Genomic DNA, 13,117 nt, shown 5'->3' with positions numbered 1-13,117 from the left:
GGGCGGGGGCCGTAACCTTGCGCCATACCCGAAAAGCAAGATAGCGCATGAGGTAACTCCGCAATGACTACTTTCAAAAAACTGCTGTTGGCTTTCACTGTGATGGGCGCCAGCGTCGCTGCCCACGCGGCCGATGAAAATTTTGCCAGCCTTACTTTTGGACAGACCAGCGACAAGGTTAAAAAGTCCAACGCGCTGGACTCCAACCTCAACCACCCGAATGCCGATGGTGTGATCGGCAAGGACAACACCTGGGGCGTGCGTCTGGGGCAGCAAAACAGTCAGGGCCGTTACTACGCCACCTACGACAACGTGTCTGGCTCGCACAATGGGATTAAACTGCGTCAGGAAAACCTGCTGGGCAGCTACGATCTGTTCTATCCGGTGGGCGGCAGCACCAAGTTGTTCGGGGGCGTCACGGCCGGTTTGACCAAGCTGACCCAGGACTCGCCCGGCTACAGCCGCGACAGCGATATCGGTTACGCCATCGGCGGGCAACTGGGCGTCCTGCAACAGGTTTCGCAAAACACCTCGGTTGAATTGGGTTACCGCTACCTGCGCAGCAATGCCAGCACCGAAATGAGTGTGAACGGTGGTAATAAACAGGGCTCGCTGGATTTGACCAGCAGCGCGCAGACTTACCTGTCGGCCAACTACGCGTTCTAAAGCGGTTCGCCTTAGTAGTCTGGAGGAGCCTTGCAGGCTAATTCCCACAGACTACTAAGGTCTGGAGATTCTGATTTGCCCGGGAGAGCGTTATGAAATTGCTGGTTGTCGAAGATGAAGCGCTGTTACGCCATCACCTGCAGACCCGCCTGAAGGAAAGCGGCCACGTGGTCGAGTCCGTGGCCAATGCCGAAGAAGCCTTGTATCAAACCGGACAGTTCAATTTTGATCTGGCGGTGATCGACCTCGGTCTGCCGGGCATGGGCGGGCTTGATCTGATTCGCCAGTTGCGTTCGGGTGGCAAGACGTTCCCGATCCTGATCCTCACCGCCCGGGGCAACTGGCAGGACAAGGTCGAAGGCCTGGCCGCCGGGGCCGACGACTATGTGGTCAAGCCGTTCCAGTTCGAAGAACTCGACGCCAGGCTTAATGCCTTGCTGCGCCGCTCCAGCGGCTTTACCCAGTCGACCATCGTCGCAGGCCCGTTGCTGCTTGACCTCAATCGCAAGCAGGCGTCCCTCGACGAGCAACCGCTGGCGCTGACAGCCTACGAGTACCGCATCCTCGAATACCTGATGCGCCACCATCAACAAGTGGTGGCCAAGGACCGGTTGATGGAGCAGCTCTACCCGGATGACGACGAGCGCGATCCGAATGTGATCGAAGTGCTGGTCGGCCGTCTGCGCCGCAAACTTGAAGGCCCGGCAGGCTTCAAGCCGATCGACACCGTGCGTGGCCTTGGCTACCTGTTCAATGAGCGCTGCACTTGATTCGTTCTCTTCGCGTTCGCCTGATGCTCGCCGCCACCCTCCTGGCGGTGTTGTTCATGCTGGCATTGCTGCCGGCCATGCAAGGCGCGTTCAGTCTCGCCTTGCAGGACTCCATCGAGCAGCGCCTGGCGTCGGATGTGACGACGCTGATCTCTGCCGCCCGGGTTGAGAACAACAGCTTGCAGATGCCGGCGCAACTGCCCGACGAGCGCTTCAATCTCACCGACAGCCGTTTGCTCGGCTACATCTACGACCGCGAAGGGCGTCTGGTCTGGCGGTCGAGGGCCACTCAGGAAGAACACATCAACTACAAGCCACGCTACGACGGGCGCGGCAACGAGTTCGCGAGAATCAGTGAGGCCAACGGCGCGGAATTCTTTGTCTATGACGTCGAGGTCAAACTGCTGGGGGGCAAGAGTGCGGCGTTCAGCATTGTTGCCCTGCAACCGGTGCGCGAATACGAAGTCACCCTCGAAGGCCTGCGGGAAAACCTCTACCTGGGCTTCGGCGCGGCGTTGCTGGTGCTGTTGGCGTTACTGTGGTTCGGCCTGACCTGGGGTTTGCAAGCCTTGCGCCGGTTGAGTCAGGAACTGGACCAGATTGAAGGCGGCACCCGTGAAAGCCTCAGCGAAGAGCATCCCCGCGAACTGTTGCGTCTGACCGGCTCGCTCAACCGTTTGCTGCACAGCGAGCGCGAACAGCGCAGTCGCTATCGGGATTCCCTGGATGATCTGGCACACAGCCTGAAAACGCCGCTGGCGGTGTTGCAAGGCGTCAGTGAAGACATGGCGCAACGCCCGGAAGATCGCGATCAGGCGTGGGTGCTGCAAACCCAGATCGAACGCATGAGCCAGCAGATCAGCTACCAGCTGCAGCGCGCCAGCCTGCGCAAAAGCGGCCTTGTGCGGCACCAGGTGCGCCTGCAGCCGGTGCTGCAAAGCCTGTGCGACACGCTGGACAAGGTTTACCGCGACAAGCGTGTGCGGGTCACCTTCGATCTGCCGGAAGAATGCTTCGTGCCAATCGAGCGGGGTGCCTTGCTGGAAATGCTCGGTAACTTGCTGGAGAACGCCTATCGCCTGTGCCTGGGCGAAGTGCGCATCAGCGTGCGGGAATCTTTCATCGGTATCGAGTTGTGCGTCGAAGACGACGGCCCCGGCGTGCCGATGGGCCAGCGTGCGCGGATTCTCGAACGCGGCGAGCGTCTGGATCGCCAACATCCCGGGCAGGGCATCGGCCTGGCGGTGGTCAAAGACATTATCGAGAGCTACACCGCCACATTGACCCTGGACGATTCACCCTTAGGCGGCGCGGCGTTCCGGATTCATTTTCCGGTGGTTTGACCGGTAGATCGTTACTGCACTTGCTTGCCCGCGCTGAGGGTGGTTTGAGCACCGAAAAAGTCGAGTCTGAAGCTCAATTTTCCTGCGCGCGATACGCCCCTGGCGTCAACCCCGTCCACTTCTTGAACGCCCGGTGAAACGCCGAAGGCTCGGAAAACCCCAGTTGCTCGGCAATCTGTTGCAATGACAGATCCGCGCGGCTGAGGTGATAAATCGCGATGTCCCGACGCAGTTGATCCTTCAATTCCTGAAAACTGGTGCCTTCGTCACGCAGATGCCGACGCAGCGTTTGCGGGCTGATGTGTAAATGCGCGGCCACGGCGTCAAGGTCCGGCCAGCGAGCGCTGTCGCGGCTGAGCAAGCGGCGCAACTGGCTACTCAGGCTGTTGCCGTCGTCCGGGCGTGACAGCAGATCGGCCGGCGAGTGTTCGAGAAATTGCTTGAGGGTGCGTTCGTCCTGCAGCAGCGGCATGTTCAGGTAGCGGCTGTGAAACAGCAGGCTGCTCTGATCCTCGGAAAACGCTAGCGGGCAGGAGAACAGCAAGTCGTACTCGGCACCGTGCTCCGGTCGCGGGTAACTGAAGGCAGCCTGTTCCAGGCGAATCCGCTGGCCGATCAGCCAGCTGCCGAAGCGATGCCAGATCACCAACAAGCTCTCGCTGAGAAAATGATCCGGGTCCCAGAGCTGCGAATCGTCGAGGCTCAGGCGAATCATGTCGTCTTCGCGCTTCAGGGTCAGGCGCGGGGCGTCGGGGAACAGGCTATAAAACAACAAACCACGATTCAGCGCCTTCTCCAGGTTACGGCAGTGGATCACCGCATGGCACATCATCGCGAAGCTGCCCGGCTTGCTGGGGCCACGTCCGAAACCCAGGTATTCGTCATCCAGTGCCAGCCACAACCCCTGAATCAGCCGGGTGAACTGTTCCGGGGCAATGCGCGCGCGCGGCTCGTCGAGCAATTCGGGGCTGATCGCCAATTGTTGCAACAGGCTGGAGTAGTCCAGGCCACGACGTTGCGCGCCACCCAGGACGGCGCGGGCAAAGTGACTGGCGATAGTGCGTTCGCGCATAGCTGGCAAATCCGTCCATTGAGCGACGGATGGTAGCTGCGGTTCCACTCGATGAACAAGGCGGATATCCGCCAGATTGCAGGACCTGATTTGTTTGAAGGGCGGAAATCCGCCATTGCCCTTGAGTCGAGCAATGACCAGGCACGACCGGCAACCCTTGATATCAAAAGGCTTGCGGGTGTTTCAGCGGAGGTGGCACGGGCTTTGCGATACAACGAGCAGAGGCCTGCCGTCGCGCAGCTCGAAAAAACAAATCCCTCCAGTGCAGGAGGGTTCGCATTTGAGGTGTCCCGGGCAACAGATGGATGTTGTCTGCGCGCACTCTTGAGGAACTTTGCAATGACGACTCGTCAGCCACTGTACAAATCCCTGTATTTCCAGGTGATCGTTGCAATTGTCATCGGTATTTTGCTCGGTCACTACTATCCACAGCTCGGTGTGGCCGTAAAGCCGCTGGGTGACGGGTTCATCAAACTGATCAAAATGATCATCGCCCCAATCATCTTCTGTACGGTTGTCAGCGGTATCGCCGGCATGCAGAGCATGAAGTCGGTCGGCAGGACCGGTGGTTACGCGTTGCTTTACTTCGAAATCGTTTCGACCATCGCGTTGCTGGTGGGCCTGGTCGTCGTCAACATCGTGCAGCCAGGCAATGGCATGCACATCGACGTGAGCACGCTGGACGCCTCCAAAGTCGCTGCCTATGTGTCGGCCGGTGCTGACCAAAGCGTCGTTGGCTTCCTGCTCAACGTGATCCCCTCCACCATCGTCGGCGCGTTCGCCACGGGCGACATCCTGCAAGTGCTGATGTTCTCGGTGATCTTCGGTTTCGCCCTGCATCGCCTGGGTGCCTACGGCAAGCCGCTGCTGGACTTCATCGATCGTTTCGCCCACGTGATGTTCAACATCATCAACATGATCATGAAGCTCGCGCCAATCGGTGCCTTCGGTGCCATGGCGTTCACCATCGGTGCCTACGGTGTCGGCTCGCTGGTGCAGTTGGGTCAACTGATGATCTGCTTCTACATCACCTGCCTGCTGTTCATCCTGATCGTGCTGGGCGGTATCGCACGCGCTCACGGCTTCAGCATCCTGAAAATGATCCGCTACATCCGTGAAGAACTGCTGATCGTGTTGGGTACTTCCTCTTCGGAATCGGTACTGCCGCGCATGCTGATCAAGATGGAGCGTCTGGGTGCGCAGAAATCCGTCGTGGGTCTGGTGATCCCGACCGGTTACTCGTTCAACCTCGACGGTACTGCGATCTACCTGACCATGGCGGCCGTGTTCATTGCCCAGGCAACTGACACCCACATGGACATCACCCATCAAATCACCCTGCTGGTGGTGTTGCTGCTGTCCTCCAAAGGCGCTGCTGGCGTGACCGGTTCGGGCTTCATCGTACTGGCTGCCACCCTGTCCGCCGTGGGCCACCTGCCGGTTGCCGGCCTGGCGTTGATTCTCGGTATCGACCGCTTCATGTCCGAAGCCCGTGCCCTGACCAACCTGGTGGGTAACGCCGTGGCGACCATCGTCGTGGCCAAGTGGGTCAAGGAACTGGACACCGACGTGCTGCAAGCCGAGCTGGCCTCGGGCGGTCGCGGTATTGCCGAAGAGCCTAAAGACGACGTTCTGGGCCACGCCGATGAGCTGGCCCCGGTTAACGCCAAGTAAATCGGCTGCAATGAAAAACCCGCTTCGGCGGGTTTTTTTCTGCCTGCGACCTGAGCGCAACGGTCAGCGTCACTGGCACATAAGGTTATTGCCCCTGAGCGTCCGGCTGCCTAGTCTGGGAGCATCATTCAGGGAGAACATCCATGCTCGGTCCACTGGCATCACTCAAGGTTCTGGATTTCTCGACGCTGCTGCCGGGGCCGTTCGCCTCATTGTTGCTGGCGGACATGGGCGCCGAAGTGTTGCGCATCGAGTCGCCGACCCGCATGGACCTGCTGCGCGTGCTGCCGCCCCATGACCAGGGTGTATCGGCCAGCCATGCCTACCTCAACCGCAACAAGCGCAGCCTGGCGCTGGACCTCAAGCAGCCTGGGGCGCAGGAGATCATCAAGCAGTTGCTGCAGGACTACGACATCGTGCTGGAGCAGTTTCGCCCCGGTGTCATGGAGCGTTTGGGGCTGGGCTATGAAGCCTTGAAGGCGATCAACCCGAAGCTCATCTATGTGTCGATCACCGGTTACGGCCAGACCGGCCCCTACAAGGATCGCGCCGGCCATGACATCAATTACCTGGCGCTGGCCGGGCTGGCGAGCTACACAGGCCGAGCCGACAGTGGGCCGTTGCCCTTGGGGCCGCAGGTTGCGGATGTCGCCGGCGGTTCGCTGCACGGGGTGATCGGCTTGCTGGCGGCGGTGATTGCCCGCCAGCAAACCGGGCAGGGGCAACACCTGGATGTGAGCATGACCGACTGCGCCTTCAGCCTGAACGCCATGGCGGGCGCCGGGTATCTGGCCTGCGGTGTCGAGCCGGGCCGGGAAGACCAGGTGCTCAATGGTGGCAGTTTTTACGACTATTACCGCTCGCGGGATGGACGCTGGTTGTCGGTGGGCAGTCTGGAACCGGCGTTCATGAAGCAATTGTGCGTGGCGCTGGGCCTGGAGGAACTGGCGGGACTCGGACTGTCGCCACAACCGGCGCAGCAGAAGAAGCTCAAGGAGGCGTTGACGGTTGAGTTCGAGAAGCATGACTTTGCCGAACTCTGCGCGTTGTTTGCCGAGCTGGATGCCTGTGTCGAGCCGGTATTGAGCATGGGCGAGGCGTTGCGGCATCCGCAGTTGCAGGCGCGGGAGCTGGTCACCCAAGTGCCGCGGGGCGATGGTTCAAGCCAGGCGCAGATGGCGTGCCCGTTGAAGTTCTCGGATGGATTGCCGGAGCCTCGGCACATTGGCGCGGCGTTGGGGGCACATACGGATCAGGTGCTGGGAGAGTTGGGATTCAATGCGCAGCGGATTGAAGAGTTGCGGCGGGCCAAGGTGGTTCTTTAGTGCCTGATAAATAGCAATCGCCAGCCTGCTGGCGATGAGGCCAGTGCAGCCACAACAAAAGCCCAGCTACTCGACCCGCATTTCCCCACTGAAAACCAACGTACTGCGACAGCGCCGACACAAATACCGCCGCCCCTGTCGCACCAAGCCATGGCGCTGTGACGAAAAGGGAAAATCACTGTCGGGGCACGGGCACTTATAGATGTAACGAGTCACGCTGCGGCGCTTGACGTCGTAGGTGTGGCAGCGATTGGGCGGCAGTTCGTACACACCGCGCATGATCAATTGCCACTCTTCGCCGTGGGGCTGGATGCGGTCGCCGAACAGTTGATGAGCAATCAGATGCGCCACTTCATGGGCCACGGTCTGTTTGAGAAAATCTTCAGTGTTTTCCCGGTACAACTGCGGGTTGAAACGCAGCAGATTCTCGTGCAAATGCGCGACCCCGGCTTTTTGCCCGCGCAGCTTGAGGCTCACCACGGGGCGTTTGAAAGGTCGTTTGAAAAATGATTCGGCTTGTTGAAAACAGTCTTCGACGCGGGTGTAGAGTTGCTCGGGCATGCTTGATGGATCTCCAGAGACGTCGAGTATGCCGCAACGCTCGGGCCTTGCGAATCGTCTGAGCGCCGAATGGTCGTTGCGTTTCTCCTGGCGGATGCATCAAAAGGCCGCCTTGCGGCGGCCTGTGTCGGCAGATCTGATTATTAGGTGGTTTGTCGCTAGTTGGTATAGACCGGCCCCACGCCGAGTCCCCAGACAATGACGGTGAACGCCATGATCGCCACCAGCACGACCAGGCCTACGGCGAGTACCGAACTGGAAAACAGAAAGCCCTCGTCAGTTGGAATGTTCATGAACGTCGGTAGCCCGACATACAGCAGGTAGACCGTGTAGCAAATCGCCGCGGTGCCGACGATCATCCCCAGCCACATATGCGGGTACAGTGCCGCCAGGCCGCCAATGAACAGCGGTGTCGCGGTGTAGGTCGCAAACGCTACGCAGCGTGCCAGGCTGGGATTGGCGTCATAGGTGCGGGCCATCCAGTGGATGAACGCGCCCATCACCGCAACGCCACCGAGCATCGCCAGGTACGACATGATCGTCATCCATAGCGCACTTTCCATGGTCAACATCACTGGCGCTCGATTACCGATCACCCAGCCGACCTGCGTGGTGCCGATAAACGCCGACACGGCAGGGATCGCCGCCAGAATCAGGGTGTGGGTCAGGTACATGTGGCTGATGCTTTCCTCCTGGTCGCCACGGATTTCTTTCCATTCTTGGTCAGGGTGGGTGAAGAGTCCCACTACGTGATGGATCATGCCAGTCACTCCTCTTTTTTTACCGTCGCCCCCCAGTGGAGCGCCTACGGGCCAATGCGGCCCAGCAAGTCATAGGTCTGAATTCGAATGCGACCTTATGTCGCAGTATAGAAAGGAGTTAACCGCACAAGGAGAGGGGGCTTAGAGCAAATTGCGCTGTAAACAGGTGGGGTAATCGCGGAAGTGTCTGTGGGACTCAGGGACTTCGCCCTTGGGGCGTTTTTGCGTAAAATGCCCGCCTTTCGTCACACCTCACGGATTTCGCGTCATGGGCACTCTTACGGTCAACCAGAACAAACTGCAAAAGCGCCTTCGCCGTCAGGCCGGTGAGGCTGTTGCCGATTTCAACATGATTGAAGACGGCGACAAGGTCATGGTCTGCCTGTCCGGCGGCAAGGACAGCTACACCATGCTCGACGTGCTGATGCACTTGCAGAAGGTCGCGCCGATCAAGTTCGAGATCGTGGCCGTGAACATGGACCAGAAACAACCGGGTTTCCCCGAGCACGTCCTGCCGGCTTACCTCAAAGAGCTGGGCATCGAATATCACATCGTCGAAAAAGACACCTATTCGGTGGTCAAGGAACTGATTCCCGAAGGGAAAACCACCTGCTCGCTGTGCTCGCGCCTGCGTCGCGGCACGCTGTACACCTTTGCTGACGAGATCGGTGCGACCAAAATGGCTTTGGGTCATCACCGCGACGACATCGTCGAGACCTTTTTTCTCAACATGTTCTTCAACGGTTCGCTCAAGGCCATGCCACCCAAACTGCGCGCCGATGACGGGCGCAACGTGGTGATCCGCCCGTTGGCCTACTGCAACGAAAAAGACATCCAGGCCTATTCCGACCTCAAGCAGTTCCCGATCATCCCGTGCAACCTCTGCGGTTCCCAGGAAAACCTGCAACGCCAGGTGGTCAAGGAAATGCTCCAGGAGTGGGACCGCAAGACACCTGGGCGCACCGAGAGCATTTTCCGCAGCTTGCAGAACGTGATTCCGTCGCAACTGGCGGACCGCAACCTGTTCGACTTCACCAACCTCAAGATCGACGAGACCGCGGCTTCGCGTTTCGTCAACGTGGTCAACCTCTAACCGTAATCACTGTAGGAGCCAGCCTGCTGGCGATGGCGGGGTGTCAGGCACTTATTGTTGACTGACACCCCTTCATCGCCAGCAGGCTGGCTCCCACAGGTTTTGTCACAAGTTGGCCGTTCATTTTTCAATCCCCAGGAGAGGGCATGCGCGATTACAAGTGGCTGAATGAATACTGCTTGAACCGTTTTGGTTCGGCGGCTGAACTGGAAGCCCATCTGCCCGTTCCCAAATCTGCGGCACAACTGCGCAAGATCAGCGACGACCGCTACCTCTCGACCATGGCTTTGCGCGTGTTCCGCGCCGGGCTCAAGCACAGCCTGGTAGACGCCAAGTGGCCGGCCTTCGAAGAAGTGTTCTTCAAGTTCGACCCGGAAAAAGTCGTGTTGATGAGCGCCGAACACCTGGAGCGCCTGATGCAGGACGCGCGGATCATCCGCCACCTGGGCAAGCTCAAGAGCGTGCCGCGCAACGCGCAGTTCGTGCTGGACGTGGCCCACGAGAAGGGCAGTTTCGGTGCCATGATCGCCGACTGGCCAGTGACCGATATCGTCGGGTTGTGGACCTTCCTGAAAAAGCGCGGCCATCAATTGGGTGGTCTGTCGGCGCCGCGTTTCCTGCGCATGGTGGGCAAGGACACATTTGTGCCGAGCTACGACGTGGTCGCGGCGTTGAATGCGCAGAAGATCATCGACAAGGTGCCGACCAGTCTGCGCGACCTGGCGTTGGTGCAGGAGGTGTTCAACCAGTGGCACGAACAAAGTGGCGGGCGGCCGATGAGCGAGATTTCGATGATGCTGGCTTATACCGTCAATCATTGAGACCGAGTTGTGATCAATCGCCAGCAGGCTGGCTCCCACATTGGATCTGTGCCGAACAAGTCCCCTGTGGCAGCTAGCCTGCTAGCGATTGCAATCTGTCAGGCGACGGAAACCTCCCCCTCGCCAGCCAGCTTGCGGTTCAGCTGATACCGCCACCGCACATACAACAAAGCCGAACAGAACACCGCCAGGCTCGCGGCCATCTCCAGCACCCCGAAGATCTGCCGGTTCGGGTCATACGCAGCCAATGCGCCCTTGATGAAATACAGGTTCACCACGAAACACATCCAGGAATGCCCCCGGGCGTTGCCGACAATCATCCCCGGTGCGAGCAACAGCAATGGCACCAGCTCGATCAGCAGAATCACCCACGGCCGCGCACCGTGCAGATCGGCGACCATCAGGTAGTAAACGCAGAGCAATCCCACCAGGCCAAAGAAGCACAGCAGGCTGATGACGCGCATCGCCTTGACGCGCGGTTCGAGCCATTCGATGGCGGGCAGAATCTTCGGCTTCTTGGCCATCCTTAGCCCTCCAGCTTCTGAGCTGTCTTGGCCAGGCGCATGCCCAGCGCGCGGCACAACGCCACTTCGTGAGTGTCCAAACCGCTTTTGCCATCGGCCCCGGCGTGGTGGCTGGCGCCGTACGGCGTGCCGCCGCCCTGGGTTTCCAGCAAGGCCGATTCGCTGTAGGGCAGGCCGGTAATCAGCATGCCGTGGTGCAGCAACGGCAGCATCATCGACAGCAAGGTGGTTTCCTGGCCGCCGTGCAGGCTCGCCGTGGAAGTGAATACCCCCGCAGGTTTGCCCACCAACGCGCCGGTCAGCCACAGGTTACTGGTGCCATCGAGGAAGTACTTGAGCGGTGCCGCCATGTTGCCGAAGCGGGTTGGGCTGCCGAGCGCCAGGCCGGTGCAGTTTTTCAGGTCGTCGAGGCTGGCGTAGAGCGCGCCTTCGTCCGGAATGTCCGGCGATACCGCTTCGCACTCGGTGGAAATGGCCGGCACGGTGCGCAACCGCGCTTCCAGGCCGGCCTGTTCGACACCGCGGGCAATTTGCCGGGCCATTTCATTGGTCGAGCCACTGCGGCTGTAATACAAAACCAGAATGTACGGCGCACTCATGGCAACAGTTCCAGAATCTGCTCCGGTGGACGACCGATGACGGCTTTGTCGCCGACTTCGAGGATCGGCCGCTCCATCAGTTTCGGGTGGGCGGCGATGGCGGCGATCAATTGCGCTTCGCCGAGGCTGCTGTCGGCGAGGTTGAGGGTTTTGTACTCGTCCTCGCCGGTGCGCAGCAGTTGCCGGGCGCTGATGCCGAGTTTGCCCAGCAGGCGCTGGATTTGCGCGGCGTCGAGTGGGGTTTCCAGGTAGCGGACCACGGTCGGGGTCAGGCCACGGGCTTCGAGCAATTCGAGCGCACCGCGGGATTTCGAGCAGCGCGGGTTGTGATAAAGCGTCAGATCGGTCATGAGCGGGTCGCATCTTGCGTAAGGTGGCGGCTATTCTAACTGTGCAGCGCGTAATCCAGAACCTTGGGAGGCGATGGGGTCGCAGGCGCAATCAATTTTTGACAAGGAACACGACATGACAAGGCGACTGGCAGCGACATTGACGATCATCGGGGCGTTGATGCTGGGGGGCTGCGGTAACGACTTCGGGAACGATCAGAATGGGCAGAAGGTCGCCGCCGAGCGCCTGGACGGCAAGTGGCTGGTGCTTAACTACTGGGCTGAATGGTGCGGACCGTGCCGTACCGAGATTCCGGAACTGAACGCGTTGGCCGATCAGCTCAAGGACAAGAAGATCGGTGTGTTCGGGGTCAACTTCGACAATGTGCAGGGCGAAGAACTGAAAGGCGCCAGTGAAAAACTCGGTATCAAATTCACCGTGCTGGCGCAGGACCCTGCCGAGGTGTTCGAGTTGCCGCGCAGTGAGGCGCTACCGGTGACCTACATCATCGATGACAAGGGCAAGGTGCGCGAGCAGTTGATGGGCGAGCAGACAGCGGCGGGGGTGATGGCGAAGCTGGAGGCGTTGCAGGCAAAGAATTAATCGCAGTGATGATGACGAGCAGACGAACTCTGCAGGAGCCGGCAAGCCGGTTCCTGCAGGTTGAAAAGGGGATCAACCCTCTTCAAGCCACCAGCGCAGTGGCTTGCCTTCGGCCGGCCAGAAACGCATCTGCTCGATGGACGAGACGTCCCAGCGTTGCACGTTCTCCAGCGCCTGAAGGAAGCGTTTTTCCTGCTCCATCAGTGCCGGCGCGCAGAGTTTGCGGGTGCTGCCGATTTTACCGAAGCTCAGCTTGTTGCCTTCCAGCGTGTACGGCGCGAACCAGTGGTTACAGCCGCCATTGCCATAGGCGCGACCATCATCGCCGAGGGTGATGGTCAGGTGGCTGTAATCCATCAATGGACGTTCGCCGATCCATTCCAGAATGTAGCTGCGGTTTTGTTGCAATTGCACCGGCTCGGCAGCGCAGCCCATCAGGCTTGCACCGACCATGGCGGCCAGAGCGAGGCGTTTCATCACGCAGACTCCTGGCATGTCGGGCACAGGTGCTTTTCGCCAACGGTGGTCCAGCCCAATTCGGCAATCCGCGCGGTGGCGGCAGGCTTCTCAGCCTTGTTGCCCAGCTTGGCATCGACCGCGAACTCGAAGCTCAGCTCTTTCGCACAGTTGTCGCAGTTGACTTGCCAGGTGTGGATCGCCAGTTCGCCGAACACCGGGCCACTGGCCACCGCGACCCATTGGCCGGGCGGATTGATCAAGTGGCGAACCGTTTCGACGCTCAGGCGCATGGACAAGTCCTTGGCGCCCTTGAGGGTCACAATCAACACGTCGTTGTTACGAATCGAGCCGCCGTTGCCGGTGACTTGATAACGCCCCGGCACCAGGGCGCGGCATTCGGTGAGGGTGTGTTGCGGGTTCATCAGGCTGTAGCGGAAATCGTGTTCGACCATGGGTCCTCCAAATATGCGCGATATGCTAGCACGGGCATTCGCGTTGCATGGCGCGGGCGCATGA

16 protein-coding genes are annotated in these 13,117 nt (G+C 59.8%); 8 read left to right on the top strand and 8 right to left on the bottom strand.

The window, feature by feature from the left end; all coding sequences use genetic code 11:
* The first annotated feature begins 63 nt into the window (after positions 1-63).
* The 3 genes from BVK86_RS24570 to BVK86_RS24560 all read left to right on the top strand — a co-directional run bounded on the left by BVK86_RS24570 (position 64) and on the right by BVK86_RS24560 (position 2,779).
* Positions 64-666 (top strand): hypothetical protein, encoded by a 603-nt coding sequence (locus BVK86_RS24570; protein ID WP_075948852.1) that lies wholly within the window; start codon positions 64-66, stop codon positions 664-666.
* 92 nt (positions 667-758) lie between these two features.
* Complete coding sequence (locus BVK86_RS24565) at positions 759-1,436, top strand: response regulator (protein ID WP_075948851.1); 678 nt, start codon at positions 759-761, stop codon at positions 1,434-1,436.
* Positions 1,433-2,779 carry an ATP-binding protein gene (locus BVK86_RS24560; RefSeq protein ID WP_075948850.1) on the top strand — a complete coding sequence of 449 codons (1,347 nt, stop codon included), beginning with the start codon at positions 1,433-1,435 and terminating at the stop codon, positions 2,777-2,779. Before BVK86_RS24565 ends, BVK86_RS24560 begins: the two co-directional genes overlap by 4 nt.
* A 73-nt stretch (positions 2,780-2,852) precedes the next feature.
* Here BVK86_RS24560 and BVK86_RS24555 read toward each other — a convergent pair whose 3' ends face one another.
* Positions 2,853-3,851 (bottom strand): AraC family transcriptional regulator, encoded by a 999-nt coding sequence (locus BVK86_RS24555; protein ID WP_075948849.1) that lies wholly within the window; start codon positions 3,849-3,851, stop codon positions 2,853-2,855.
* A 339-nt stretch (positions 3,852-4,190) separates the two neighbouring features.
* On the opposite strand from BVK86_RS24555, the gene BVK86_RS24550 reads away from it, so the two are divergent.
* Entirely contained in the window at positions 4,191-5,525 is a 1,335-nt protein-coding gene (locus BVK86_RS24550; RefSeq protein WP_075948848.1) for a dicarboxylate/amino acid:cation symporter, read from the top strand.
* A gap of 143 nt (positions 5,526-5,668) precedes the next feature.
* Positions 5,669-6,850, top strand: coding sequence for a CaiB/BaiF CoA transferase family protein (locus BVK86_RS24545; RefSeq protein WP_075948847.1), 1,182 nt, complete (start codon positions 5,669-5,671; stop codon positions 6,848-6,850).
* A gap of 66 nt (positions 6,851-6,916) precedes the next feature.
* On the opposite strand, the gene BVK86_RS24540 is transcribed toward BVK86_RS24545, so the two are convergent.
* Together BVK86_RS24540 and BVK86_RS24535 are read right to left on the bottom strand one after the other, a co-directional pair.
* Positions 6,917-7,411: a SprT family zinc-dependent metalloprotease gene (locus tag BVK86_RS24540; protein WP_075948846.1), complete on the bottom strand. Its 495-nt coding sequence runs from the start codon at positions 7,409-7,411 to the stop codon at positions 6,917-6,919.
* 158 nt (positions 7,412-7,569) lie between these two features.
* On the bottom strand, positions 7,570-8,172 hold the full coding sequence (locus tag BVK86_RS24535) for a Yip1 family protein (RefSeq protein ID WP_075948845.1): 603 nt from the start codon (positions 8,170-8,172) through the stop codon (positions 7,570-7,572).
* Positions 8,173-8,440: 268 nt separating this feature from the next.
* Between BVK86_RS24535 and ttcA the strand changes: the two genes are divergently transcribed.
* Both ttcA and BVK86_RS24525 read left to right on the top strand, forming a co-directional pair.
* The gene (gene ttcA, locus BVK86_RS24530) at positions 8,441-9,265 is read left to right on the top strand and encodes a tRNA 2-thiocytidine(32) synthetase TtcA (protein WP_075948844.1); all 825 of its coding nucleotides are present in this window, start codon (positions 8,441-8,443) and stop codon (positions 9,263-9,265) included.
* Between the two features lie 146 nt (positions 9,266-9,411).
* Complete coding sequence (locus BVK86_RS24525; protein ID WP_075948843.1) at positions 9,412-10,086, top strand: DNA-3-methyladenine glycosylase I; 675 nt, start codon at positions 9,412-9,414, stop codon at positions 10,084-10,086.
* Positions 10,087-10,184: 98 nt separating this feature from the next.
* On the opposite strand, the gene BVK86_RS24520 is transcribed toward BVK86_RS24525, so the two are convergent.
* The 3 genes from BVK86_RS24520 to arsC are packed head-to-tail and all read right to left on the bottom strand — an operon-like array spanning position 10,185 to position 11,559.
* The gene (locus BVK86_RS24520) at positions 10,185-10,610 is read right to left on the bottom strand and encodes a DUF2069 domain-containing protein (protein ID WP_075948842.1); all 426 of its coding nucleotides are present in this window, start codon (positions 10,608-10,610) and stop codon (positions 10,185-10,187) included.
* 2 nt (positions 10,611-10,612) lie between these two features.
* Positions 10,613-11,209: an NAD(P)H:quinone oxidoreductase gene (wrbA, locus tag BVK86_RS24515; RefSeq protein ID WP_075948841.1), complete on the bottom strand. Its 597-nt coding sequence runs from the start codon at positions 11,207-11,209 to the stop codon at positions 10,613-10,615.
* Entirely contained in the window at positions 11,206-11,559 is a 354-nt protein-coding gene (arsC, locus tag BVK86_RS24510; protein WP_075948840.1) for an arsenate reductase (glutaredoxin), read from the bottom strand. Before arsC ends, wrbA begins: the two co-directional genes overlap by 4 nt.
* A 115-nt stretch (positions 11,560-11,674) precedes the next feature.
* On the opposite strand from arsC, the gene BVK86_RS24505 reads away from it, so the two are divergent.
* Complete coding sequence (locus tag BVK86_RS24505; protein WP_075948839.1) at positions 11,675-12,142, top strand: TlpA disulfide reductase family protein; 468 nt, start codon at positions 11,675-11,677, stop codon at positions 12,140-12,142.
* 72 nt (positions 12,143-12,214) lie between these two features.
* Here BVK86_RS24505 and BVK86_RS24500 read toward each other — a convergent pair whose 3' ends face one another.
* Positions 12,215-12,619: an META domain-containing protein gene (locus BVK86_RS24500; RefSeq protein ID WP_075948838.1), complete on the bottom strand. Its 405-nt coding sequence runs from the start codon at positions 12,617-12,619 to the stop codon at positions 12,215-12,217.
* Positions 12,619-13,053 (bottom strand): hypothetical protein, encoded by a 435-nt coding sequence (locus BVK86_RS24495; RefSeq protein ID WP_075948837.1) that lies wholly within the window; start codon positions 13,051-13,053, stop codon positions 12,619-12,621. Before BVK86_RS24495 ends, BVK86_RS24500 begins: the two co-directional genes overlap by 1 nt.
* Between the last annotated feature and the right edge of the window lie 64 nt (positions 13,054-13,117).

Origin of the sequence: Pseudomonas reinekei (genome assembly GCF_001945365.1) — a bacterium.
GTDB classification, from domain to species: domain Bacteria; phylum Pseudomonadota; class Gammaproteobacteria; order Pseudomonadales; family Pseudomonadaceae; genus Aquipseudomonas; species Aquipseudomonas reinekei.
This window is presented reverse-complemented; position numbering and strand designations above follow the sequence as displayed.

Excerpts from the sequence above, each read along its gene's own strand:
- BVK86_RS24570 (WP_075948852.1), top strand. The coding sequence starts at position 64 with ATGACTACTTTCAAAAAACTGCTGTTGGCTTTCACTGTGATGGGCGCC.
- BVK86_RS24565 (WP_075948851.1), top strand. The coding sequence starts at position 759 with ATGAAATTGCTGGTTGTCGAAGATGAAGCGCTGTTACGCCATCACCTG.
- BVK86_RS24555 (WP_075948849.1), bottom strand. The coding sequence starts at position 3,851 with ATGCGCGAACGCACTATCGCCAGTCACTTTGCCCGCGCCGTCCTGGGT.
- BVK86_RS24550 (WP_075948848.1), top strand. The coding sequence starts at position 4,191 with ATGACGACTCGTCAGCCACTGTACAAATCCCTGTATTTCCAGGTGATC.
- BVK86_RS24545 (WP_075948847.1), top strand. The coding sequence starts at position 5,669 with ATGCTCGGTCCACTGGCATCACTCAAGGTTCTGGATTTCTCGACGCTG.
- BVK86_RS24540 (WP_075948846.1), bottom strand. The coding sequence starts at position 7,411 with ATGCCCGAGCAACTCTACACCCGCGTCGAAGACTGTTTTCAACAAGCC.
- BVK86_RS24535 (WP_075948845.1), bottom strand. The coding sequence starts at position 8,172 with ATGATCCATCACGTAGTGGGACTCTTCACCCACCCTGACCAAGAATGG.
- ttcA (WP_075948844.1), top strand. The coding sequence starts at position 8,441 with ATGGGCACTCTTACGGTCAACCAGAACAAACTGCAAAAGCGCCTTCGC.
- BVK86_RS24525 (WP_075948843.1), top strand. The coding sequence starts at position 9,412 with ATGCGCGATTACAAGTGGCTGAATGAATACTGCTTGAACCGTTTTGGT.
- BVK86_RS24520 (WP_075948842.1), bottom strand. The coding sequence starts at position 10,610 with ATGGCCAAGAAGCCGAAGATTCTGCCCGCCATCGAATGGCTCGAACCG.
- wrbA (WP_075948841.1), bottom strand. The coding sequence starts at position 11,209 with ATGAGTGCGCCGTACATTCTGGTTTTGTATTACAGCCGCAGTGGCTCG.
- arsC (WP_075948840.1), bottom strand. The coding sequence starts at position 11,559 with ATGACCGATCTGACGCTTTATCACAACCCGCGCTGCTCGAAATCCCGC.
- BVK86_RS24505 (WP_075948839.1), top strand. The coding sequence starts at position 11,675 with ATGACAAGGCGACTGGCAGCGACATTGACGATCATCGGGGCGTTGATG.
- BVK86_RS24500 (WP_075948838.1), bottom strand. The coding sequence starts at position 12,619 with ATGAAACGCCTCGCTCTGGCCGCCATGGTCGGTGCAAGCCTGATGGGC.
- BVK86_RS24495 (WP_075948837.1), bottom strand. The coding sequence starts at position 13,053 with ATGGTCGAACACGATTTCCGCTACAGCCTGATGAACCCGCAACACACC.